The 25,269-nt window shown below is 27.1% G+C and carries 19 protein-coding genes and 1 riboswitch; of the genes, 15 read left to right on the top strand and 4 right to left on the bottom strand.

What is annotated here, in order from left to right:
• Nucleotides 1–194: 194 nt before the first annotated feature.
• From BN7997_RS10905 to BN7997_RS10880, 6 genes are all read left to right on the top strand, one after another.
• The gene (locus BN7997_RS10905) at nucleotides 195–2,060 is read left to right on the top strand and encodes an N-6 DNA methylase (protein WP_071120810.1); all 1,866 of its coding nucleotides are present in this window, start codon (nucleotides 195–197) and stop codon (nucleotides 2,058–2,060) included.
• Between the two features lie 105 nt (nucleotides 2,061–2,165).
• Nucleotides 2,166–3,626, top strand: coding sequence for a type I restriction-modification system subunit M (locus tag BN7997_RS10900; protein ID WP_083335095.1), 1,461 nt, complete (start codon nucleotides 2,166–2,168; stop codon nucleotides 3,624–3,626).
• The gene (locus tag BN7997_RS10895) at nucleotides 3,626–5,101 is read left to right on the top strand and encodes a type I restriction-modification system subunit M (protein ID WP_071120808.1); all 1,476 of its coding nucleotides are present in this window, start codon (nucleotides 3,626–3,628) and stop codon (nucleotides 5,099–5,101) included. Before BN7997_RS10900 ends, BN7997_RS10895 begins: the two co-directional genes overlap by 1 nt.
• On the top strand, nucleotides 5,094–6,209 hold the full coding sequence (locus BN7997_RS10890) for a restriction endonuclease subunit S (protein WP_071120807.1): 1,116 nt from the start codon (nucleotides 5,094–5,096) through the stop codon (nucleotides 6,207–6,209). Before BN7997_RS10895 ends, BN7997_RS10890 begins: the two co-directional genes overlap by 8 nt.
• Nucleotides 6,210–6,220: 11 nt before the next feature.
• Nucleotides 6,221–9,160: a type I restriction endonuclease subunit R gene (locus tag BN7997_RS10885; protein WP_071120806.1), complete on the top strand. Its 2,940-nt coding sequence runs from the start codon at nucleotides 6,221–6,223 to the stop codon at nucleotides 9,158–9,160.
• Nucleotides 9,161–9,618: 458 nt separating this feature from the next.
• The gene (locus tag BN7997_RS10880; protein WP_071120805.1) at nucleotides 9,619–11,046 is read left to right on the top strand and encodes a tetratricopeptide repeat protein; all 1,428 of its coding nucleotides are present in this window, start codon (nucleotides 9,619–9,621) and stop codon (nucleotides 11,044–11,046) included.
• A 420-nt stretch (nucleotides 11,047–11,466) separates the two neighbouring features.
• On the opposite strand, the gene BN7997_RS10875 is transcribed toward BN7997_RS10880, so the two are convergent.
• A complete protein-coding gene (locus BN7997_RS10875) occupies nucleotides 11,467–12,441 on the bottom strand; it encodes an IS30 family transposase (protein WP_071119190.1) in 975 nt (324 codons plus the stop codon).
• A gap of 115 nt (nucleotides 12,442–12,556) precedes the next feature.
• Between BN7997_RS10875 and BN7997_RS10870 the strand changes: the two genes are divergently transcribed.
• The 5 genes from BN7997_RS10870 (at nucleotide 12,557) to BN7997_RS10855 (ending at nucleotide 15,730) form a co-directional block, all read left to right on the top strand.
• The gene (locus tag BN7997_RS10870) at nucleotides 12,557–13,264 is read left to right on the top strand and encodes an NERD domain-containing protein (protein ID WP_071120804.1); all 708 of its coding nucleotides are present in this window, start codon (nucleotides 12,557–12,559) and stop codon (nucleotides 13,262–13,264) included.
• Between the two features lie 122 nt (nucleotides 13,265–13,386).
• On the top strand, nucleotides 13,387–13,749 hold the full coding sequence (locus tag BN7997_RS10865; protein WP_071120803.1) for an HIT family protein: 363 nt from the start codon (nucleotides 13,387–13,389) through the stop codon (nucleotides 13,747–13,749).
• Between the two features lie 28 nt (nucleotides 13,750–13,777).
• Complete coding sequence (locus BN7997_RS15620; protein ID WP_154665250.1) at nucleotides 13,778–13,918, top strand: hypothetical protein; 141 nt, start codon at nucleotides 13,778–13,780, stop codon at nucleotides 13,916–13,918.
• Nucleotides 13,919–14,183: 265 nt separating this feature from the next.
• Nucleotides 14,184–14,495, top strand: a complete 312-nt coding sequence (locus BN7997_RS10860; RefSeq protein ID WP_071120802.1) for a hypothetical protein — start codon at nucleotides 14,184–14,186, stop codon at nucleotides 14,493–14,495.
• Nucleotides 14,496–14,854: 359 nt separating this feature from the next.
• Nucleotides 14,855–15,730, top strand: coding sequence for an Rpn family recombination-promoting nuclease/putative transposase (locus tag BN7997_RS10855; RefSeq protein WP_330385900.1), 876 nt, complete (start codon nucleotides 14,855–14,857; stop codon nucleotides 15,728–15,730).
• A gap of 280 nt (nucleotides 15,731–16,010) precedes the next feature.
• On the opposite strand, the gene epsC is transcribed toward BN7997_RS10855, so the two are convergent.
• From epsC to BN7997_RS10840, 3 genes are all read right to left on the bottom strand, one after another.
• Entirely contained in the window at nucleotides 16,011–16,553 is a 543-nt protein-coding gene (epsC, locus tag BN7997_RS10850; protein ID WP_071120800.1) for a serine O-acetyltransferase EpsC, read from the bottom strand.
• A gap of 163 nt (nucleotides 16,554–16,716) precedes the next feature.
• On the bottom strand, nucleotides 16,717–18,333 hold the full coding sequence (locus tag BN7997_RS10845; protein WP_071120799.1) for an amidohydrolase: 1,617 nt from the start codon (nucleotides 18,331–18,333) through the stop codon (nucleotides 16,717–16,719).
• Nucleotides 18,314–19,774, bottom strand: a complete 1,461-nt coding sequence (locus BN7997_RS10840) for an alanine/glycine:cation symporter family protein (protein WP_071120798.1) — start codon at nucleotides 19,772–19,774, stop codon at nucleotides 18,314–18,316. The genes BN7997_RS10845 and BN7997_RS10840 overlap by 20 nt, the downstream gene beginning before the upstream one ends.
• 78 nt (nucleotides 19,775–19,852) lie before the next feature.
• Nucleotides 19,853–20,023: riboswitch (Lysine riboswitch) on the bottom strand.
• Nucleotides 20,024–20,443: 420 nt separating this feature from the next.
• On the opposite strand from BN7997_RS10840, the gene BN7997_RS10835 reads away from it, so the two are divergent.
• From BN7997_RS10835 to BN7997_RS10820, 4 genes are all read left to right on the top strand, one after another.
• Nucleotides 20,444–21,493 carry an extracellular solute-binding protein gene (locus BN7997_RS10835; RefSeq protein ID WP_071120797.1) on the top strand — a complete coding sequence of 350 codons (1,050 nt, stop codon included), beginning with the start codon at nucleotides 20,444–20,446 and terminating at the stop codon, nucleotides 21,491–21,493.
• A gap of 135 nt (nucleotides 21,494–21,628) precedes the next feature.
• Nucleotides 21,629–22,483 carry a hypothetical protein gene (locus tag BN7997_RS10830; RefSeq protein ID WP_071120796.1) on the top strand — a complete coding sequence of 285 codons (855 nt, stop codon included), beginning with the start codon at nucleotides 21,629–21,631 and terminating at the stop codon, nucleotides 22,481–22,483.
• 25 nt (nucleotides 22,484–22,508) lie between these two features.
• Nucleotides 22,509–23,501, top strand: a complete 993-nt coding sequence (locus tag BN7997_RS10825; RefSeq protein WP_071120795.1) for an ABC transporter ATP-binding protein — start codon at nucleotides 22,509–22,511, stop codon at nucleotides 23,499–23,501.
• 1 nt (nucleotide 23,502) lies between these two features.
• Nucleotides 23,503–25,197 carry an ABC transporter permease gene (locus BN7997_RS10820; RefSeq protein WP_071120794.1) on the top strand — a complete coding sequence of 565 codons (1,695 nt, stop codon included), beginning with the start codon at nucleotides 23,503–23,505 and terminating at the stop codon, nucleotides 25,195–25,197.
• The last annotated feature ends 72 nt before the right edge of the window (nucleotides 25,198–25,269 follow it).

Below are 25,269 nucleotides of genomic sequence, written 5' to 3'. Positions count from 1 at the left end.
GAATAATTATTAGCTTATTTATATAAAATATAAAAAAGGTAATTAATTTACCTTTTAAAATAAAAATAAAAATCTTTAAGAAAAACTGTTGACTTTTAAAATAAAACATATTACTATATAAACATAACAAATATTTTTTTAAAATAAAATGAAAAGGTAAAGTGATTACCTTTTAAAATAAAGGAGAATACAAAATGAACTCAGTGATTTATAAATTGCTTGAACCAACTAGAGGTGAAGCACCAATAAATGAAGGACTAGAATTAGTATCTGTAGTTGGAGTTATATCAGCATCAGAACAAAATGTAGAAACAGGTATAAAACTACCAAGCACTATAAAAATAGAAGACTTAATTACAAACAAAGAAAATACAAAAGAAAGATTAATAGAATTAATAGAAAAATCTGAAATAGATAATAACTTATTAAAAGAATGTATGAAAAATACAATAAGTCAAAGTAAAATATCTGATAAGAATTTACAAAATATAATAGCTAATATACAACATATAGACTTAAAAAATACATCAAAAGAATTTATAAATGTAATCCTAGATTCAGAGTCATCAGTAAGTAAATTAGGTGAAGATGGTAAAGAGCCAGAAAGTATAAAAAAGATAACGACAAATATACTAGAAATAGAAAGAGGCACTGTATATGATGGTGTATGTGGAAATGGAGACTTTTTAATAGAAGCAAGTAACCTACAAAGAAAAGATGATATAAAACTATATGGTCAAGAAGAAAACTTAAAAAGATGGATGATGGCACAGATAAATTTAAGAATGAATGGTATAACAAACTTTAATATAGAATACGGAGATACATTAAAAGATCCAAAGTTTAGAGATGGATTAAAACTAGATAAATTTGATTATGTAACTATGGATATACCATTTAGTATGAGACCAGTAACTTATGAAGAAATACAGGAAGACTTATATGGAAGATATAAGTATGGGGTACCATCAAAAAATAATTTACACTATGCATTTATACAACATGCAATAGCATCATTAAAGGATAACGGAAAAGCAGCAATAGTAGTTCCAATGGGGGTATTATTTAGAGAAGCTGCTGAAGGTAAAATAAGAAGAAACTTAGTAAACGACGATATAATAGAAGGTATAATAAGTCTACCACCAGTGTATACAACTACATCAATACCAGTTGCAATAATGGTATTAAATAAAGATAAAAATGAAAGTATGAAAGAAAAAATATTCTTTATAAAAGGAGAAGACTTAAGAACAAGAGATAGAAGAACTACAGTTTTATCAGAGGAGCAAATTAATAAAATAATAAATTTATATACATCTAAGATAGAAGAAGAAGACTTCAGTAGATTAGTAGATACAAAAGAAATAGCAGAAAATAACTATAACTTAATTGTAGGAAAATACATCATAGATTATACTGTAGTAACTGAAGAAGGTGTAATAAATTTAGATATAAACAAATTTGAAAGTCAAAATGAAACAATAAACTTTAAAGACATAGCTAAATTTGAAAGAGGTATGAACTTACCAAAAGCATCTGAAGAAAGTACAAAAACACATAAAGCAATAACATTATCAGATGTGCAAGATGGAGAACTAATATTAGACAACTTAACTGATATAGAGCTTAATGATATAAAACGTATTGAAAAATACACTGTAAAAAAAGGTGATATATTACTATCATGCAGAGGTAATGCTATAAAAATAGCTGTAGTTGAAGATATACCAGATAATATAATAGTATCAAATAACTTTATAAAAATAACTCCAAACTACAATATAAATCCATACTTTATAAAAGAGTACCTTGAAAGTCCAGTTGGGCAATATTACTTAAACTTAAAACAAACAGGAACAACAATTAAAGTATTAAGTGCTACTGACTTATATGATATGAAAGTACCAATGTTAAGTATAGAAGAGCAAAATAAGGTAGCTCAAAAGTCAATAGATTCTAAAAAAGAATACAATGAAGGATTAAAAAAATTACAAGAAAAGCTAAAAAATGATACACTTAGTATATATGATATGTTAGGATTATCAAAAGTTATAAAATAGAAATTTTAAGTCTATGTATTTAGTAAATTAACTAAATACATAGACTATATATAATGATATAATGTATGTAGAAAAATGTAGAAAAATGTGGAAAGGAAGATTAAGTTGGAAATTAACGTACTAGAGTCTTGGTTATACCAAGCTGCAAATATATTAAGAGGGCCAGTAGACCAATCAGATTTTAAAGCATATATATTCCCATTACTATTCTTTAAAAGAATATCGGATGTATATGATGAAGAATATAAAAATGCAATAGAAGAATTTGGAGAAGACTATGATTACCTTCATAGATTTATAATACCTAAAGGATGTCATTGGAATGATGTAAGAGAAACATCTGAAAATATAGGAGCTAAAATACATGAATGTATAAGAGCAATAGAAAAAGAAAATCCAGAGAAACTATCAGGAATATTTGGAGATACACAATGGTCAAATAAAGATAAACTATCAGATGCTATACTTAAAGATTTAGTAGAGCATTTTTCACAACATAACTTAAGTAACAGTGAAGTAAAGTCTAATACTATGGGGCTTGCATATGAATACTTAATCAAAAAGTTTGCAGATGATTCAAATAAATCTGCTGGGGAATTCTATACACCACGTGAAGTAGTAAAACTTATGACTATGATATTAGATCCTAAAGAAGGTGATAGTATATACGACCCAACTTGTGGAACAGGAGGTATGTTACTAGAAGCATACGAATACGTTACAAAACAAGGAAAAAGAGGAGAAACTCTTAAACTTTACGGACAAGAAAAGAACCTTACAACATCAGGTATAGCTAGAATAAATATGTTCCTACATGATATAGAAGACTTCCATATACTTAGAGGAGACACATTAAGAGATCCAGCTTTCCATGAAGATGATAAGTTACAAACATTTGACTGTGTTATAGCAAATCCACCATTTTCACTTAAAAACTGGGGAAGAGAAGAATGGACAAATGACCCTTACGGAAGAAACTCACTTGGAGTACCACCTGCATCATATGGAGATTATGCATGGGTAGAACACATGCTAAAATCATTAAAAGATGATGGGAAAATGACTGTAGTATTACCACAGGGAGTATTATTTAGAGGTCAAGCAGAAGGAAAAATAAGAAAGAAAATAATAGATAATGATTATATAGAAACTGTAATAGGACTTGGAGAAGGACTATTCTATGGAACAGGAATATCAACATCTATATTAGTATTTAATAAGAAAAAAGATGAAACTAAGAAAAATAAAATACAAGTAATAGATGCATCTGAAATATACAAAAAAGATAGAAGTCAAAACTATTTAGAATCATCACACGTAGAAGAAATATATAACCTATACAAAAACTATGAAGATGTAGAAGGAAAATGTAGAGTAGTTGATATAAGTGAAATAAAAGAAGAAAATGAATACAATTTAAATATAGCTTTATATGTAGATAAAGTAGAAGAAGATGACGGAATAACTTTAGAACAAGCATATAACGACATGATAAAAGCTTATGAAGAAGCAACTAAAGCAGAAGAAGAGCTAAAGTTAATATTAAAAGAAATGGGTGTAATGTAATGGCTAGAATTGGTTTAGAAAAAATAGAAAAGTATCTATTTGACTCAGCTAACTTTTTAAGAGGTCATATAGATGCTGGTGATTATAAACAATTTATATTCCCATTATTATTCTTTAAAAGAGTATGTGATGTATATGATGAGGAATATGCAAAAAATGAAGCAGAGTTTGGTGTTGACTTTGAAGATTTACACATGTTCAATGTTCCAAAAGAGCATCATTGGAATGTTGTAAGAGAAAAAAGTGAAGATGTAGGTCAAGCACTACAAACAGCTATGAGAGAAATAGAAAAAGCAAATCCTGGTAAATTAGAAGGAATATTTGGAGATGCACAATGGACTAATAAAGAAAGATTGCCAGATAGATTACTTAAAGATTTATTAGAACATTTCTCTATGTACACTTTATCAATAGAAAATGTACCAGATGATGAATTAGGTAATGCATATGAATATTTAATAAAGGAATTTGCAGATGATAGTGGACATACTGCACAGGAGTTTTATTCAAATAGAACCTTAGTAAAACTTATGGCAGAAATGTTAGATGCAAAACCAGGAGATAGTATATATGACCCTACATGTGGAACTGGTGGTATGCTACTTATAACAGCCACTCATTTAAAGGAAAAAGGTGAAGAATATAGATCATTAAAACTGTACGGACAAGAAGTAAACTTAATAACTTCATCTATAGCAAGAATGAATATGTTTTTACATGGTATAGAAGACTTTAACGTATATAGAGGAGATGTGTTAGCAGATCCAGGATTTATGGGAAATGACGAATTAAAAACATTTGATATAGTACTTGCAAATCCACCTTACTCTATAAAAAGATGGGATAGAGATAAATTTATGAATGATCCTTATGGTAGAAATATGTATGGAGTACCACCACAAGGATGTGCTGACTATGCCTTTATACAACATATTATAAAAAGTATGAATGCTGAACATGGAAAATGTGCAATATTACTTCCTCATGGAGTGTTATTTAGAGATTCAGAACAAGATATAAGAAAAAAGATGATTGAAGATGATATTGTAGAATGTGTGTTAGGACTTGGTCCAAACTTATTCTATAATTCTCCTATGGAAGCCTGTGTTCTTATATGTAATATGAATAAACCTAAAGAAAGAAAAAATAAGATATTATTCATAAATGCAGTAAATGAAGTTAGAAAAGAAAAAACTATGAGTTATATGGATAAACATCATAGAGATAAAATAGAAGATGCTTATATTAGATTTGAAGATATAGAAAACTTCTGTAAAGTAGAAGCGATAAATACTATATTAGATAAAAATAAAGGAAACTTAAATGTGCAGCTTTATGCAAGACCTAAAGAAGAAAATCAAGATGAAATAAGTTTAGAAGAAGCTATAAACAATTGGGAAATCTCCTCAAAAGAATTACAGGACAGCTTTAAGAAAATGATTAAGTCATTAGAGGAGGTAAAAATACATGGATAATTTAAATGAAGTAAGATTAGGTGATTTGGCATATGAAGTATCTGAAAGAGTTGCAAATCCATCAGAATCAGGATATGAAAGATTTGTAGGATTAGAACATTTAGATAGTGGTAGTTTATACGTAAATAGGTGGGGAAGTACTAGTGATGTAAAATCGTCTATGAAGTTATTTAAAAAAGGAGATATATTATTTGCAAGAAGAAATACTTACTTAAAGAGAGCTTCAGTAGCAGATTTTGATGGTGTCTGTTCAGGAGATATTATAGTTTTAAGGGAGTATGATACTACCATAAAAGGAATAACTTTATTAATAATGAACTTGGAAAAGTTTTGGGATTTTACAATATCAAATTCAGCAGGGACTATGTCAAAGAGAGCTAAATGGAGAGATATATCCGAGTTTAAAGTAGTTTTGAAAAGTAAAGAATATCAAGAAGATATAGTGAAGACAATGATAACTAACGAAGAATACTTACAAAAAAAGAAATTATTATTAGAAAAAAGTAACACATATAAAGATAAATTTATAAAGGAAATATTTATACAAGAAAATAAGTTAAGTACAACTAAAACAAGAAAAATATGTGAAATAGCTCAGGTTACTATGGGACAATCTCCTCCATCATCGTCGTATAATGAAATTGGAGAAGGAATTCCGTTCTATCAAGGCAAAGCTGAATTTGGAAAAAAGTATCCTCAAACTAAGAAGTGGTGTACATCTCCAAAAAAAATTGGATTAAAGCTAGATATATTAATGTCAGTCAGAGCCCCTGTTGGAGAGTTAAATATTGCTAAAGAAGATTGTTGTATAGGTAGAGGTCTATGTGCATTGAGAGGAAAAGATAGTATAGAAACAGAATATTTATATTACTTGATGCAAGGGAATAGACATAGACTAGCATCTATAGGACAAGGAAGTACATTTACGGCAATTAGTAGTAATGACATATTAAATTTAAATGTTAAAGTACACGACGAAGATGAAAGAATAATTATACTGAATACATTAAGAAAATTAGATAAATTTATAGATGATATAGAAGTAAATATAAACTATTTAGTAAATGTTAAGAAAGTACTACTTAATAGATTTATAAAATCAAATTAAGGGGGATTTAGATGAATAATAGGCAATTTACAGAAGATAAATCTGTAAGAAATTATATTAGAGATTTACTAGTTCAAAATAAATGGACCTTTGTACCTTCAAATCAACTGATAAGAAAAAATAGTGACCCAATAGTTGAAAATAAACTAAAAGAAGCTTTAATAAAAATTAATCCAGAAATAAACCAAGTTCCATCAAGAGCTGATGAAGTAATACGTAGACTAAGAGAAATAATAGTAAATGCAAAACATAGAGGTATAGTTAGAGCAAATGAAGAGTTTTTCGAATGGCTAAGAGGAGAAAAAACTATGCCATTTGGAGAAAATGATGAACATGTTCCAGTAAAACTAATAGACTTTGATAATATATCTGCCAATGAGTTTATAGTAACTATAGAATATATAATGAACTCAAAAGACAGTGATAAGGGAACTAGAGAAGATATAGTTCTCCTTATAAATGGTCTTCCAGTATCAATAGGAGAATGTAAAAGTCCAGTAAATTCATCAGTATCTTGGATAACAGGAGCAAAGCAAATACTAGATGAGTATGAAACAAGGGCACCGGAGCTTTTTGTTTCAAATGTATTTAATTTTGCAACAGAAGGAAAAGAGTTTAAATATGGAACTATAAAATGTCCACTAGATAAATGGGCATCATGGAGAGATTTTGAAGGAAAATATAAAAGTTTAGATAATATACAGTATCCTATACATGAAATGTTTAACCATGAGGTATTTTTAGACTTATTAAAAAACTTCATAATATTTACTAGTGATAATGATAATAGAAGAATAAAAGTAATCTGTAGATCACAACAATATGATGCAACAAATAAAATAGTTGAAAGAGTAAAAGAAGGGAAAATTAAAAAAGGTCTTATATGGCATTTCCAAGGTTCTGGTAAATCACTTTTAATGTTATTTGCTGCTATGAAACTTAGAATGAACAAAGACTTAAAAAATCCTACTGTACTTGTAGTTGTAGATAGAAAAGATTTAGATTCACAAATAACAGGAACATTTACAGCAGCAGATATTCCTAATATGAAAGCTGCTAAAAGTATTAAATCACTTGAGCAAGAATTAAAAAATGACTCTAGAAAAATAATAATAACTACTATATTTAGGTTTAAAGATGTAAAAGAAACTCTTAATGAAAGAGAAAATATAATAGTTTTAGTAGATGAAGCACATAGAACTCAAGAAGGTAACTTAGGTATATTAATGAGAAAAGCTCTACCAAATGCATCTTTCTTTGGTCTTACAGGAACACCAATAAATAAAAGAGAAAGAAATACTTTTGCAACTTTTGGATGTGAAGAAGATAAAGAAGGATATATAAGTAAGTATTCATTTGAAGATTCTATAAGAGATGATGCTACAAAACCACTTACATTTGAGCCAAGACTTGTAAATCTTCATTTAGATAAAGAAAAAATGAAAAAAGAGTTTGATGAGCTTACAGATAGTTTAAGTGATTTAGAGAAAAAAGAACTTACAAAAAGGGCTGGTAGTATAGCTACATTTATAAAGTCTGATGAAAGAATTAAAACTGTTTGTGAGGATATTGCATCTCATTATAAAAATGTAGTAGAACCACAAGGTTTTAAAGCTATGGTAGTTTGCTATGATAGAGATTGTTGTATAAAGTACAAAGAGCATTTAGATAGATTATTAGGAGAAGAAACATCTACTATAGTTATGACTGTTGAAAAAAGTGATGACAAAGAATATCTAAAATATGATAGAAAAGAAGATGAGGAAAAAAGACTTATTGATGACCACTACAAAAAAGTTAATGATCCTTTAAAGATACTTATAGTAACAGCTAAACTTCTTACAGGATTTGATGCACCAATAGCTCAGACAATGTATTTAGATAAACCATTAAAAGAGCATACTTTATTACAGGCTATATGTAGAGTAAATAGAGTATACAAGCATAAAGAGTTTGGTTTAATTGTTGATTATATAGGTGTCTTTGATGAGGTTAGCAAGGCTTTAAATTTTGATAGTGAGTCTATGCAAAAGGTTATTGAAAATATAGATGAATATGTAAAAGAGTTTCCTATAATACTTAAAAAATGTTTATCATATTTTGATGGTATAGATAGAGCTATTGAAGGATATGAAGGTCTTATAGCTGCACAAAATTGTTTATATAATGATGAGATAAGAGATGCTTTTGGTCGATATTATTCTTATTTATCAAAATTATGGGAATCTATATCACCACATCCTATACTTGAAGATTGTATAGAGGACTATAGATGGCTAACTGATATATATAGGTCGATAAGACCATCAAGTAATGTAGGGTCACTTATATGGCACAGATTAGGTCCTAAGACTATGGAAATTATAAATAGGAACATACATGCTGTTAATATTTATGATGATTTAGATAAGATAGTATTAGACCCAACACTTATAAGTGAGATTATGAGCATAAATAATCCTGTTGAAGTTAAGAGAATAGAACTTGATGTTGCTAAGAGAATTAGAAAAAACATTGAAGAAGGTCAAATGCAGTTTAAAGAGCTTGCTGATAAGTTAGAGGAGTTAAAGGTTAAGTATGAGTCTAATTTTATGCATAGTGTAGAGTTTTTAAAGGAGTTAATAGAGTTAGCTAAGGAAGTTATAAAAAGAGAAAAAGAATCTGTTTCTGATGATGAAGATATTTATTCTATTAAGACTGGTAAAGCTGCTTTAACTGAATTATTTAACGAGGTTAAGGGCGATAGACCTAATATTATCGTTGAGAATATTGTTAATGATATAGATAATAAGATTGTTAATGAGGTTCAGTTGTTTATTGGATGGCAAGATTCTAGTAAGGGTATAAGGGATGTTAAGATGGCTATATTGAAGGTGTTTTCTAAGTATAAGTTACAAGGAGATAAGGAACTTGTTGAGAAAACTTATGTATATATAGCAGAGTATTATTAATACAGATAAAAGCCCTAGAATTAAATTTTAGGGCTTTTGTTTTATTGTATAATTTATAGTAAAATATAGTAATTAAGAATACTTAAATATAAGGAGTGAAGATGACTTATTTATAGATATTCATGTTTATAAATAAAAGGTACTTCAAGTGGTAAAGTCCTAATATTCCTAAGTAAGAGGGTGATAGAGGAACGAATATTATTACAGCGAAGATAGACAAGTAAAACTTAATTTATTTATTAGAAATTATAGAGAGATAGATGGGGGAAGAGTTATATTTATATTCGCAAAGGTGATGATCTAGAGTTTGAAAGAGAGAGGACTATTATTATTAAACTAAAGTTAGAACATTAATTATATAAAAATATAATCTAAATAAACTAATTTTTTATGAATAGCTATTAACACTTAAATATGTTAAAATATACAAGATTAATGACTAGGAGGACATAATATTGATGAAACATAAAAGAATAGGAACTAGTATATTCTTGATATTTTTATTATTTGTTATAAATAGCTCAGTTATATGGGCAAATCCACAGATAACTACTAAAGAATATGAAGAAATAAAACAAAGAGTTGAGTATTTAGAAGATAAGTTAGAAGAAATAAATTTAGAAGAAATAGAGTCTTTAAATGTTAAATCTATTGGCACAGCAAATTTGTTAGTTGCTATTGCCTCAGCAGTAGCTACAATTAGTGGAATTAAATATCTTATAGATGCTAAATCAATAGAAAAATTAAAAAAGAAAGTAAATAATTATAGTAAGAATATTGATAAAATAACAACTAAATTAGATATTACTGCTGAATCGAATGAATACTTAAACAGAGGAAATCAATATTATAATGATAAAAATTATAGAAGTGCAATACAGGAGTACAGCAAAGCTCTAGAAAAAGATAGCAATAATTATTTTGCATACAATAGCAGGGGAAATGCATATTATAACGAAGCACAAAATATTAAAGTTAACAAAGAAGATTATAGAGAATATATATATAATGCACTAAATGATTACAATATAGCTATAAATTTAAATAAGGATTATTATTATTTCTATACAAATAGAGGTAATACACATAAAGATATTTATTTTACATTAGGTATAGAGGTATATTTAGAATATGCCCAAAAAGATTATGAGAAGGCTTTAAGTTTAAATGACAAATATCCAATAGTATATAATGAGTTAGGCAATATTTATTATCATAAGAGAGAATATGAGACATCTCGAGATTATTATAAGTTAGCATCAAGTATTGAACCTTACAATATAAATTATTTATGTAGTCTTGCAAATGCTTATTATCATGATAATAAAATTAATCTTGAAATAAAATTTGATGCTATTAGTAAAATATGTGACCAAATCATAAGACTAAATTCTAATTTTATTTATGCTTATGAACTTATGGGACACATAAACTATCAAATGGAAAATTATGGTAAGTCAAGAGAGTACTATAAACAAGCAATTGAGTTAAATAAAAATAATCCAATATATTATTATTGGATTGGAAATACATATTATAACGATAATAAAATTATTAAAGAAGAAAGAATAAAAAAAGCACTTAAATATTATAAAAAAGCAGAAAAATTACATTATATATCTGATGAACTAAATAATAAGCTAGGTGAGATATTCAATATAAAAGAGAAATTTAATAAATCAATAGAATATTATAGTAAAGCCATAGAAATAAATAGTGCAAATTGCACTTATTATTATAATAGGGCAAAAGTTAGATTTTATAATAATATTGATAAATTAAAGGCATATGATGATTGTGTTTTAGGATTGAAACTTTCTCCAAATTTTAAAGATTTACTTGAGCTAAAGGATGAGATAGAAGCTACTATTACACAGAAAATATAAAAACTGCTTGATTTTTAGGTAATGTAAATTAATTTGTGCTTAAGATAAAATAAAATCTCCTTTATGGCAATGATTAAAATATAATCAAATGTCGTAAAGGAGATTTTTTATGAGTATTAAAAAAACAGTTCGTTAATGAAATAATACCTGATGATGAGTTCACTAAAGTCAGTTATATAAGTATAAATTCACAAATGTATTATTTATAATGATGATTAAATGAAAGAGTATAGTTTGATCATATTAGGTTAGTATTATAGACAGATTAAGCAGTGGGAATTATAATAAGAATGGAATAATATAGGGAAGAATGACTTAATATTAATATCAATAAGGGGGAAATATGATAAAAAATATAATTAAAAAAATTTTTAAAGACCTGAATTGTCAATTTAAATCAGACAAATTACTTATGAATCACTAAGCAAATGTAAGTAAGCTTTCAAATCCAGTTGCTTCTTTTATAACCTCATTTGGTGTTTTATAGTCTAGTGATTTTCTAGGTATAGAATTCCATTTATACGCAATCATATTTAATTCTTCTTGAGAATATGCAGATAAATCTGTAGACTTAGGTAAATCTTTTCTAACTATTCCATTTGAATTCTCATTTAGCCCTCTTTGACCTGGTGATCCAGGGTCTCCAAAGTAGATTTCAATATTAACTGAACTATCTTTTTCTATGTCTGACCATTTTGAAAACTCTTTACCTCTATCAAATGTAATAGTAGATATACACGACTTATGTAAAGATGATAGCCATTTGCAAATTGCTTCTTTAACATCCTCACTCTTTCTACTTGCTTTAAGTAATACAATATATTTTGAATACTTTTCTACTAAAGTAACTATAGCTGATTTTCTAGCTTTTCCTACAATAGTATCTCCCTCAAAATGGCCATATTCTATACTAGTTTTAGCATTAGGATACTTTTCATCTCTTTCATGAATTGTTTTACATGTATTAATTTTACCTCTTGTTTCGTTATGACCCTTCGGGTTATTTTTACCCTTACGTCTCAACTTATTTATATCTATTACACCTTGTTTTGCTAATTTGTATAATGTTTTTGTTGATATTTTTTCATCTTTTCCATCTATTTTATCTCTTCCTGCGATAGCATCTAAAGACCAATCATTTTCTAGCTTATTATTGATATCATCTAATTTTTCTTTGCTTAATACAATGGGCTTTCTTCCACATCTAGATTTATTTATTAGGTATTGATTATATATTTCTTGAACAGTAAGTCCTTGCATAAATAGCTTGTAATATCTGTAAACTTTATCTTTTCCAATTTTCATTCTTTGAGCGCAAGCTCTTGCTTTCACGCCTAAATAGTAATTTGCTTCTAGATTTGTTAGCTGATTTATGTTAATATGATTAAAAGACATTTTTGGTACTCCTTTTGTTGATTTTAGTAGGTTAACTAAGTATATCATAAGTGTCTTTTTTTGTTTATATATTTGTCTGATTTAATTATACAATTCAGGAGAAGAAAAAAATACAATAAATAAAGATGTAAGAATTGAAATAAAAGGTACACTAGGGGAAGCTAGACAAGAAATAAGGTTACATACATTAGATAGAGAAAAATATAAAGTAATAAATGATATAATCATTCCAAATAAAGATAAAACTTCACAAATAGATCACCTTATAATATCTAACTATGGAATATTTGTAATAGAAAATAAAAACTTTAGTGGAAGTATATATGGAAGTGAAAAGGATAGATCTTGGACTCAGGTAATGGGAAAATCAAGAAATACATTCTATAATCCAATACTTCAAAACTATGGACATATAAAAGCATTACAAGCACTAATAGGTAATAATAAACAAATATATTCAATAATAGTGTTTGGTGAAAAAGCAACATTAAAAAAGATAGATATAGAAAATGAAAATATAAAAGTAATAAATGAAACAAAACTATTAGAAACTATAAAAACATATAACAATGAAATACTAACAACTGAAGAAGTTAAAGAATCTTTAAACAAAGTGTTAGAAAGTATGTCTACTATAAGGCAAGATATAAAAACTCATGTAAAAAATATAAAGGATACATTAGAAGAAAATAAAATAACTTGCCCAAGATGTAAAAGTGAGCTAGTAGAGAGAACAGGAGTATATGGAAAGTTCCTTGGATGTAGCCATATCCAAAATGTAGATATACTTATAAACAGATCTAATAGAAAGATATATACATAGTGTTTCGTTATGAAGAGGATATATTATAAAATTCAAGATATACCCATAGGCCATGGATTACGACTACATATTAAAATAACAATACCACCTAATAAATTTTAAGTAGGAACAAGGAGGACAAAATGAATTGTATATTCTGTGAAATGAAAGATTACATACTAGAAAATGAATTAGCATATGCTATATATGATAAATATCCTGTAGGAAAAGGACATATGTTATTTATACCAAAGCGTCACGTTAAAGATTTCTTTGATATAACAAAAGAAGAAAGAAATGCAATATTTGAACTTATTGATGAAGGTAAAAAATTATTAGATAAAAAGTATTCACCAAATTCATATAATGTTGTAATAAATTGTGGGGAGTATGCAGGACAAACTGTAATGCATGTTCATGTGCATCTTATTCCAAGATATATTGGAGATATGAAAGATCCTAGAGGTGGGGTAAGGGGAGTTATACCAGATAAGATGAAGTATTAAAAAGATAAATACTATACAGTAATTAAAATTGTCTACAGATGATATTAGATTATACATATCTGGAAACAGTGAAAACAAGAAACTTAAATCTACGAATAATAATAAAAATATAATGGCTCATTTACCAGGAGCTACTTCTCTTATGAAAAGTATTTATGTAGTATTATAAGTAAACAATATATATTTTAATTTACAACGGTTAATAAAGGGAGATACTTAATTTTAATAGTATCTTCTATTTTTGTATATGTATTGGTTACAATAGTAAATTATAAAGTTAGTGTTAAAAATAAAAATTTAAAACATATTAGTGAAAATATTATATAAAATATTGCAAAAAAATATAAAATAGATTATTATAAAAAATATAGAACGTATATTTGCAAATAAAGGAAAAATAGAAAGTATATTCTTGTAATTAAGGGGATGAGTAAATGGAACAAGTAGTAGGGTATTTTAAAATAAACATACAAGTATTAAAATTTGATAAGATAAAAGACATAGATAAAATAATATTTAATCATTACATAACTAAAAACGTAAACTACAAAAAAATGAATGGAAATCTACCAAGGAGGCAATTCTACATAAGTAATTGCGCTGTTTCTAAAGATTTGAACATATCAATAGGAAAAGCTAAAAGACTTATAAAAAACTTCAAAGACTTAAATATAATACAATTAGTTCAAATAGGAAACACTGACAACACACCATCAGTGTATGAATATAGCAAATTATTGACCTAGGTCATAGCCTAGGACACGACCTAGGTTACATAGATACAGATGTTAGTGATAGTAATAATTTATGCCTACTAAACGAACGTACATACGACCTAGATCACAACATAGAGAACTGCCACTCTAAAAAAGATAATATAAAAAATATTAAAATAAGTAATTGTGTGGTTGATTATTTAAATAAAAAAATATCAGCAAAAACTAAGAGACTTGTACTAGAAAATGAAAGACTTAATGAAGGTTTTGATGAAGAGTATAAATAATTCCCACCTAATATTTCATTAGATAGGGTATATATTAATAATATTTAAATAGTTAATTGTTGATATATTTAATATAGTATATAATTATTTGTATTATAATAAATTAGTCAAAATAGAGGAAATACAATTCAAAGACTAAGACTACTGAATGATTTTATATTTAAAAAACTATTTGGACAATCTGAAAATATAGATAATTTAAAATCATTTATAAATACTGTTTTGAATAAAGATAAAACTCAAGAATTAGTAGAATTAGAAATAATAAATGAAAAAGAGCTAACTACAGATAATATACAAGATAAAAAAGGAATAATAGATGTACTAGCAAAAACTTCAGATGGAACTAATATAAATATAGAAGTACAGCTAACAAATCAAGATAATATGGATAAGAGAACTTTATTTTATTGGTCTAGAATCTATAGTAGAAGTATTGTTAAAGGCGAGGATTATAGTAATTTAAATAAAGTAATCACTATAAATATATTAGATTTTAATTATATAGAGCTAGAAAAATATCATACAACATTTACACTAAGAGAAAATGATAATACAGAATATAAATTAACAGATATATTAGAACTTCATTTTATAGAAATGCCTAAGTTCAAAAAGATTGAAAATAAAAATCTAGAAGAAGATAAATTACAGAGATGGATGATGTTTTTAAGAAATGATATATCACAAGAGGAATTGGAGGTGCTTATAAATATGGATAAAGATATAAAAAAGGCAGAAGAAAAGCTAGAATATTTAAGTAGTGACCCAGTAACTCAAGAATTATATTTTGAGAGAGAAAGAGCCCTACATGAAAAAGCCAATTTGATTAACACAGGAATAAAACAAGGAATAAAACAAGAAAAAATAGAAATGGCTAGAAAATTATTACAAAATAACTTTTCAGTACAGATGATAGTTGAATTAACAGAACTTACAGAAGAAGAAATAATTGAAATAAAATTAGAATTACATTAAAAAGGTTGCTAGTAAAGGCAACCTTTTTTGTAATAAGTAAATTTATATTTACATTATAATGTTAATATGCTTATTTATAACTTATAAAGTTTATCTTAGAAAATAAAATATTAAATGATATAATATTTAGATGAAAACATAACACTTAATATGGAGGACATAAATGATAGACTATACAAAAATAATGAATATACAAAAATATTACTGGAACTTAAAAATTCCAGTAATATTAAATAATTCTATTTACCTATTTATTAACCTTAAATACTTTTAATACTATCTAACAATCAGATAATATACTTTTGCTATTAGGTCTCTTAACTATTCTACCCTCGGTACCAACAACAGTGCATCCATCAGGAATATTTTTTAAAACTACAGAATTAGCACCGATTTTAACATTATTACCAATTTCTATAGATCCAAGAAGCTTAGCACCAGCACCAATTACTACACCATTTCCAATAGTAGGATGTCTCTTACCAGTTTCTTTACCAGTACCACCTAAAGTAACTCCATGATAAATAGTAACCTCATTTCCTATAATAGCAGTTTCACCAATAACTATACCTGCACCATGGTCTATAAATAAAGTTCCATTTATTTGAGCACCAGGATGGATTTCTATATTAGTGAAAAATCTAAACATCTGAGATATTAATCTAGCACTAAAAAATAGATCTTTCCTATATAAAAAATTAGAAATTTTATGACCAATCACTGCATGTAATCCAGGATATAAAAGAAGTACCTCAAGTTTACTTTTTGAAGCTGGATCATTTTTCATAATAAAATCTATAGTATCATTTATCTCTTTAATCATATATATCACCTTTCAACTACTTTTATTAATTATCAATTACTATAATTTAATTATAGAGAACATTAAATAACAAATAAATGGTTAAAAGTAACTGAAAGATTGCAAAAAGTGCTATTAAATAAAATCAAAAATACCCTGTCAAAAAACTCGACAGGGTATTTTATTAATTTAAACTATAAATACATCTTCCATCTAAGAAAGTATTTAAAACCTTAACATCTTTTATTTTATCAACATCAATACCTAAAAGATTATCACTTAACAATACAAAATCAGCAGCTTTACCAACAGCTATATCACCCTTTGCATCTTCCTCAAAAGAAGCATAAGCACCATTTCTTGTGAAAGAAAGTATTGCATCTTTAACACTAAGTGCTTGATTAGGTAAAAATGGACCTTTACCATTTAAAGTCTTTCTAGTAACAGCACAGTAAATTCCATTAAGTACATTAGGTAACTCAACAGGACAGTCAGATCCATTACTCATAGAAGTTTCATTAAATAAAGTATTAAAGTTATAGCTAGTTTTAGCTCTATCAACTCCAATTCTATCCTCAACTATATTAATATCATAATCTAAAAATATAGATTGAACATAAGCATGAAGATTTAAATCTCTAAATCTATTTAGTAAATCACTAGTTGTTAACTGACAATGAACAACACCATGTCTATGATTATCTCTTGGAGATTTATCTAAAGCTTTTTCTATAGAGTTAACAACAATATCCATAGCCTTATCTCCTATGGCATGTATAGCTACTTGCATATTGTTTTTGTGAGCAAGCTCAACCATTTCATCAAATTGGTCTTGAGTATAAGTACATATTCCCAAAGTACTATTATCATCAGAATAAGGTTCATTTAAATAAGCAGTTCTAGCTCCTAATGATCCATCACCTAATAATTTAAGTGGGCCTATTTTAAAATAATCATTACCAACACCTGTAGTGTATCCTTTAGATAAAAAGCTTTCTAATTCCTCTTTTTGTGCAAGTTGTGCTTGTTCATATATTTTTACAGTAAGCTTTCCTTCATTTGCAAGTTCTTTGTATGCACTTATTATTACTTCATAATCAACTCCTGGAAATACTATAAAGTCATCAGTTTGAGCAGAAGTAACCCCGTAAGAGTTTAGACTTTCACAGGCTTTTAATATCATATTTTTTATATCTTCTTTATCTGGCTTTGGTATTTTATTATAGATTAAATTAAGAGCATTTTCTCTAAATATACCATTAGGCTCATTATTTTCATCTATATCAAATTGGCCACCTTCAATTTGTAAGGTATTTTTATTTATACCAGCTAATTCTAGTGCTTTTGAGTTTACAACACAAACATGACCGCAAGCTCTTATTATACATATTGGATATTCTGTTGAAATTTCATCTAAGTCATCTTTAGTTGGAAATCTATTGACATCATTAAAGTAGTCGTGGTTCCAACCTCTACCACATATCCACTCATTTTCTCTTAATTTATTAGAGTTTATATATTCTTTTATTGCATTTTTCATTTCTTCTAAAGAAGAAGTTTTTCTAGCTAAATTTATCATTTTTAAAGAATATCCATAACCTAAAACATGCATATGAGAATCATTAAATCCAGGGCATACAAACTTTTCATCTAAGTTTATTAATTTAGAGTTTTCATCTTTATATTTAAGAGCTTCTTCATTATTTCCTACATATATAAATTTATTATTTTCAACTACAAATGCTTGTTGAAGATTTTCATCTCCTGTGAATACTTTTCCATTATAATAAATATGCGTCATTTTTCTCTCCTTTTATATCCTCATAAAATAACTTTGTATTTTTATCTACTTTACCTACACCTAAATATCTTGCTTTGTAATCTTTTAACAGTACAAAATATTGCTTAGATAACACTAATAAAACCAATACGTTTACAAAAGTAGGTATACCACTTGTTATATCAACAAATGTCCATATACTTATATCTCCAACATAAAGTATATATGAAGTCATAATTAGCCCAGGTAGAGGATAGAAGTATTTAAATATTTTAAGTACTGTATTTTTTAATTTTATATTTTTATTACATAAATGTCTTAATACAACTTCATAATATACATACCATCCAGATGAAGTTGTAAGACCAAATACTAACATAGTTATAGTTAAGAAGTAAGTACCAAATACACCTAAGCCTGTAGAAAATGCATTAAGTGTTAAAGTAGCACTTTCAACACCACTAGACCATTCACCAGTAACAATTACAACTAAAGAAGTGATAGTACATACTATAAAAGTATCAACAAATACTTCAAAAGAACCCCATAGACCTTGCTCAACAGGATGAACTGTTTGACTTGAAGCATGAACCATTGGAGAAGTTCCCCAACCAGCTTCATTAGAATATACACTTCTTGCCATACCTGTAGATATTACCTTGGAAATAGTTGCACCAACAAATCCACCAACAGCAGCAGTTCCAGTAAAAGCTCCTTTAAATATTAGCATAAAGCTTTGTGGTATATTTTTATAATTTATAAATATTATTACTAATCCAAAAACTAGATAACTTATGCTCATTATTGGAATAAGTTTAGTAAATATTTTTCCTAAGTATTTCATACCTTTCCAAATCATTAGGTATGTACATATAACAATTAATAAACTAGCCACCATTTGATTAATGTTAAATGTAGAAGCTACAACTTCAGAAATAGTATAGTTACTTGCAGTTATAAAGAAAGTAGAGAATATTCCAAAACCAAATACTGTTGCAAGTACTTTCCAATATTTAAAATTTCTTTCTTCTCCTAAACCTCTTTCCATATAGTAAGTTGGACCACCATAAGGATCTCCATTTTCATCTTTTTTTCTATAGTAAACAGCTAAAGTTACTTCAACTTGTTTTAAAATCATACCTAAAAAGGCAGTAATCCACATCCATAAAGTAGCACCAGGTCCACCCATTGCTATAGCTGTTGCAACACCAGCAATATTACCAAAACCAACAGAACCACCTATTGCAGTAGATACTGCTTCAAGTGGACTAAGTACACCTTCTGCATTATTTTCATCTTGCTTTTTAAATATTTTACCTAAAGTTTGCTTCATAATATAGTTAAAATACCTAATTTGGAAAAACTTTGAACCAATTGTAAAATATAAACCTGTGCCTAACATTAATATTATCAGAGGAGGACCCCAGATAAAATCATTTAAAGCATTAATAAATTGAGACATGAAAATACCCCCTATTTTTTATAATGTAAATAGAGGTTCAATAAAAAGACATGAAAGATCTTTAAAATCCTAGGTTTAAATTATAATAGCTCCACCACTTAAAAAAGTGAGAGTACTTAATTTATTAAATTAAGTACCAGCTAAATACTTTGACATGTATTTGCTTCGGCAATTAACCCTTTCATAAGTTTTCACAGATTTGTCTATCTCCAAAATACTACTCTTTTTAATTGCGCCTCTATTACATTAATATTTAATTTCTATATTATTAGATAGTAGTAGATTTTATTTTAGTTTGCAACAAGTTTTATATCTTTATTTAACTGTAATTAGTTAAACTATACAAAACTTTGTATTTAGCTAGGTTCACAAAGATGATATATTACCAAATAAATATTTTAAATTTAAAAAAATATATAACTTATATAAACTAAAAATAAATTAATAAAAATATTGAAATAATAAGGTTTTGGAAAACTATAAAAGAGTTAAAGGATTATTTAATATTTATGAATAAATATTTTAAAAATAACAAATTAATATAGAAAAAAACAATAATAATATAAATAATTATAGAAAAAAATGATAACATGAATTGGCATTAACTGGTTGACCATAAAAATAATAATATTTAAAATAGGTAAGTACAATATTAATGGAGGAATCAATATGAAAAAGAAAATAACAGTTGCGTTATTAACAGCAGCAATGTCCTTATCACTTGTTGCTTGTAGTAATAAAGAAAATGTATCAAAAAATGAAAAATTAGAAGATACAGTAGTAGTATACACTACACATAAAGAAGAAATGCTAGAAGCAATATCGGATGAATTTACAAAAGAAACAGGTATTAATGTTGAATTTATAAACTTAAAAGGTGAACTAGCAGATCGTGTTAGAAGTGAAAAAGATAATCCACAAGCTGATGTAATGTTTGGAGGAGATACATCTACATATATGCAATTAAAAGAAGAAGGATTATATGAAAAAACTGAACCTCAATGGAAAGATGAGTTAGATAAATCTTTCAAAGATTCAGAAGGATATTGGTATGGAACTATAAAAACCCCAGTAATGATGTTCTATAACAAGGACTTATTATCAGCTGACAAAGCACCAAAAGATTGGAGCGATTTAACAAAAGAAGAATACAAGGACTTAATAGTTACTAGAGATTCATTATCTTCATCTATGCGTTCTACAGTTTGTGCTTTAATAGAAAATAATATAAAAACTAAAAATGAAGATGCAGCTTGGAAGTATCTTACAGATTTAGATAAAAACATAAAAAATTACTACAATAGTGGAAGTGTTATGTATTCAGCAATAGGTAAGGGTGAAGCAGCTATATCTATAGCAGTATTAAGTGATATAATAGATAATAAAGAAAATAATAAAATGCCTCTAGAAATTGTAGATGCAGAAAGTGGTTCAGTAGTAATAACAGACTGTGTAGCAGCTTTAAAAAATGCACCACATCCAAATGCAGCAGCTAAATTTGTAGATTTTGTTGGAAGTGCTAAGGTACAAGCTATGATAGCTAATGACTTTAACCGTATACCAACATTAGACTCAGCATTAAAAGATTCTCCAGCTTGGATGGCAACAGATTACAAAGCTATGGATGTAGATTGGGATGTAATAGGAAAAAATCAATCTAAGTGGATTGAAAAGTGGGAAACTGATATAATAGATAATAATAAAGTAGAAAAACAATAATTTAATATTATATATAAATAGTGAGGAGTTTTTCCTCACTATTTTACGTATAAGGAAATTATGATATGAGAGTATCGAATTTCTTACAATTAAGTTAAAATTAAAAATATAATTAATAAAAGTAAGGAGATAAAAATGGAATTAAAGATAAACGACTATAAATTATTATGTAACAAGGGTAGTGCAAATTTTAATGAAGATATTATAGGTTTATCACCTTATGGAGCATGGGTCCTTGATGGAGCTACAGGATTAAATAATAAAAATTTAGTTTCAAATGAAAGTGATGCTAAATGGTATGTAAACTGGTGGAATAAATATCTTCATGAAAATATGAAGAGAAATGATAGTTTAAAAGAAATTATGAAAGATGGTATTGATGAAATAACAAAAGAGTATTACAAATTAATAGGTGATAATAAAGTAGAATCATTAGATTTTCCTTCTTGTGCATGTTCTTTAGTAAAGTTTTATGAAGATAAAATAGAGTATCTAATTTTAGGAGATTGTACTTTACTTGTTAATAGTAAAGGTATAGTTGAAACTTTTAAAGATGATGCAATATCTAAACTTGATAAAAAAGTATATGACTATATGGCAGAAATAGAAAACTCTAAAAATATGACTTTTAACGAGAGAAAAGCTAAGGTAATGCACATTATAATAGAAAATAGACTTAAGAAAAATACTATAGGAGGATACTGGTCATTAGAATTTTCTAAAGAAGCTATTGATAACTGTGTAAGTGGATTTATTGATATAAAGGATAATACCAAAATTATGATGACAAGTGATGGTTTCTCGTGTGCATATGACAGATATGGTATATTTAGTAAGGAAGAAATAATAAACTTAGCTAATACAGACGGTATAGACTATATTTATAAAAAAGTTAGAGAATTTGAAAAATCAGATGATAATGGAGTTGAATATCCTAGATTTAAAGTACATGATGATTCATCATGTGTATATTTAGATATTTATAAATAATTAGTTAAATTAAGAGGAATACAAAATGAAAAATATAGAGTTAAAAGAAATTAATCATTATTATGGAAAAGAACAAGTATTACATGACGTTAATATTTCAATTAAAGAAGGTGAGTTTTTTACTTTACTAGGTCCTTCTGGTTGTGGAAAAACAACTATTTTAAGAATAATAGGTGGATTTATTAAACCTTTATCTGGAAGTATATATGTTGGTGATAAAGATATTACAAATTTAGAACCAGAGCATAGAAATATGGGAACAGTATTTCAAAATTATGCACTATTTCCGAATATGACTGTAGAAGAAAATGTAGCTTATGGATTAAAGATAAAAAAGCTACCTAAAAAAGTAATAGCAGAAAAATGTGAAAAATACTTAGAGTTAGCAGGAATGAAAGATTATAGAAAGAAAAGAATAGATGAGTTATCTGGGGGACAGCAACAAAGAGTAGCAATAGCTAGGGCATTAGCTACAGAGCCTACAATGCTTTTATTAGATGAACCAATGTCTAATCTTGATGTAGCTTTAAGAGTAAAGATGAGAGAAGAAATTAGAGAGATACAACAAAAAATAGGTATCACAACTTTATTTATAACTCATGACCAACAAGAGGCATTAGCTATTTCTGATAAAATAGCAGTTATGGATAAAGGCAGAGTACTTCAAATTGGAACTCCAATGGAAGTTTATAAAAATCCAACAAATGATTTTGTAGCAAATTTTGTAGGTACTTCTAATTGTATTGAAAAAAAGGACTATGCTAACTTTGGACTTGAAAAAGAAGAAAAACCTTATATTTATAAACGTCCTGAGGAAATGGTATTATTACAGAATACTAATGAAAGTGGATTTATAAAAGTAAAAATAGAAAATAAAAAATTCTTAGGACCAATTATAGAATACACAGTATGTAATAATGGTAAAAAATATGAAGTAACTGAACTTAATAGACTTAACAATAGTGATAAATTTAAAATAGGGGATATGGGATACTTAGGAGTATTACAAGGTGAGTAGTATGATAGAAAGAATAAAAAACTATAAATGTACAATTAAAAACATACTTTCTTTTATTTTATACAGTATATTATTTTGGTTATTAATAGGATATATTGTTTTACCAATATGTAATACATTTATACAAGCTTTCCAAAGTGAAGGTGCATATTCTTTTGATGTTTTCAAAGAATATATTTCAAATAGCAATAATATAAGGGTAGTTAGTAATACTTTTATCTTAGGATTAGGCTCTATTATTGTATGTTCAGTTATGGGAATAGCACTTGCTTTATATATGACTTTTATTTGTGATAAGTATAAAAAATTAATACATATTTTATTATTGAGTCCAATGATGATTCCAGGAGTAATTTTAGTAATTGCATGTATTCAATTATATGGAGAAACTGGAATAGTTACAAAAGCTATAGAAATGCTATTTCCATTTATAAAAATACCTTATAGCTTTAGTGGATTAAAAGGAATTTTATTTGTAGTTGCATATACTCAGTATGTATACTTTTACTTAAATGTATATGTTGCCCTTAAGTATGTTGATTACTCAACAGTTGAAGCAGCAAGAGGGATGGGAGCATCTAAAATAAGAGTTTTCTTTGATGTAATATGGCCTGTTATAACACCTGCTGTAATAACATCAACAATTGTAACATTTGCATCAGGAATTAGTTCTTTCTCAGCACCAAACCTTATAGGTGGAGGATTTAAAGTATTAAGTACTCAAATTGTTAGATCTAAAGCCAATAATTATATGGACATAGCATCTGTACAAGTAATTATTTTACTATTAATGGGTATTTCATTTATGATGTTATTACAGTATTATGGTAAAAAATATGGAGTAGTGGCATCTTTAAAAGCTCAGAGTTTTAGAACTAACAACAGAAAAAATACCCTATTTACATTTGTATGTAAGATTATTATTGGTATACAAATTATTATGATTATACTTCCTATAATAACTATTGTATATTTATCATTTGTAACTACTCATTCAATTATGACAGATATATTTCCTAGAGAGTTTACAATTGAAAACTATCAGATGATTTTTGAAAAATCGCGTGTACTTAAGCCTATGTTAAATAGTTTGAAAATGTCTTTAATGGCAGTTATAGCAGGATTAATAATTACAGTACCAGTAGCATACGTGGTAACTAAAAATGATAATATACATAATAGATTAGCTAAATTTATTATAATGCTACCTTGGAGTATGCCAGCAAGTGCAATTGCAGTAAATCTTATTAATACATTTAATCAAAAAAGTATATTTGCCTTTAATAAATCATTAATAGGTGGATTTTATATTTTACCTATAGCATATACAATTTATGCTCTACCTCTATTATTTTCATCTAATGAGGTTGCTATGAAATCAATAAATTTAGGTTTAGAAGAATCATCAAGGAGTTTAGGTGCTGGAAAGTTAAAAACATTTTATAATGTAATAATTCCAAATATGATGCCAGGAATAATTTCAGGAGCTATACTTGTATTTATTCGTACAATTGGAGAGTATACAATGTCAGCATTACTTTATGGTGTTTATAATAGACCTATTTCAATTTCTATTATAACTAATATGCAAGAATTTAATATAGGAATATCTATGGCCTATGGAGTATTAGTAATAGCTATATGTTATGTAGCACTAGGAATAATTTTTAAATTAGACAGAAAAAGATTTATATAAATATTAGATAAGAGTGGTCATGATTGTTAATAATTATGCCCACTTTTAAAATTTGCAAAAAATATACTAATA

The sequence above is a fragment of the Romboutsia timonensis genome, from assembly GCF_900106845.1.
Classification (GTDB): domain Bacteria; phylum Bacillota; class Clostridia; order Peptostreptococcales; family Peptostreptococcaceae; genus Romboutsia; species Romboutsia timonensis.
This window is presented reverse-complemented; position numbering and strand designations above follow the sequence as displayed.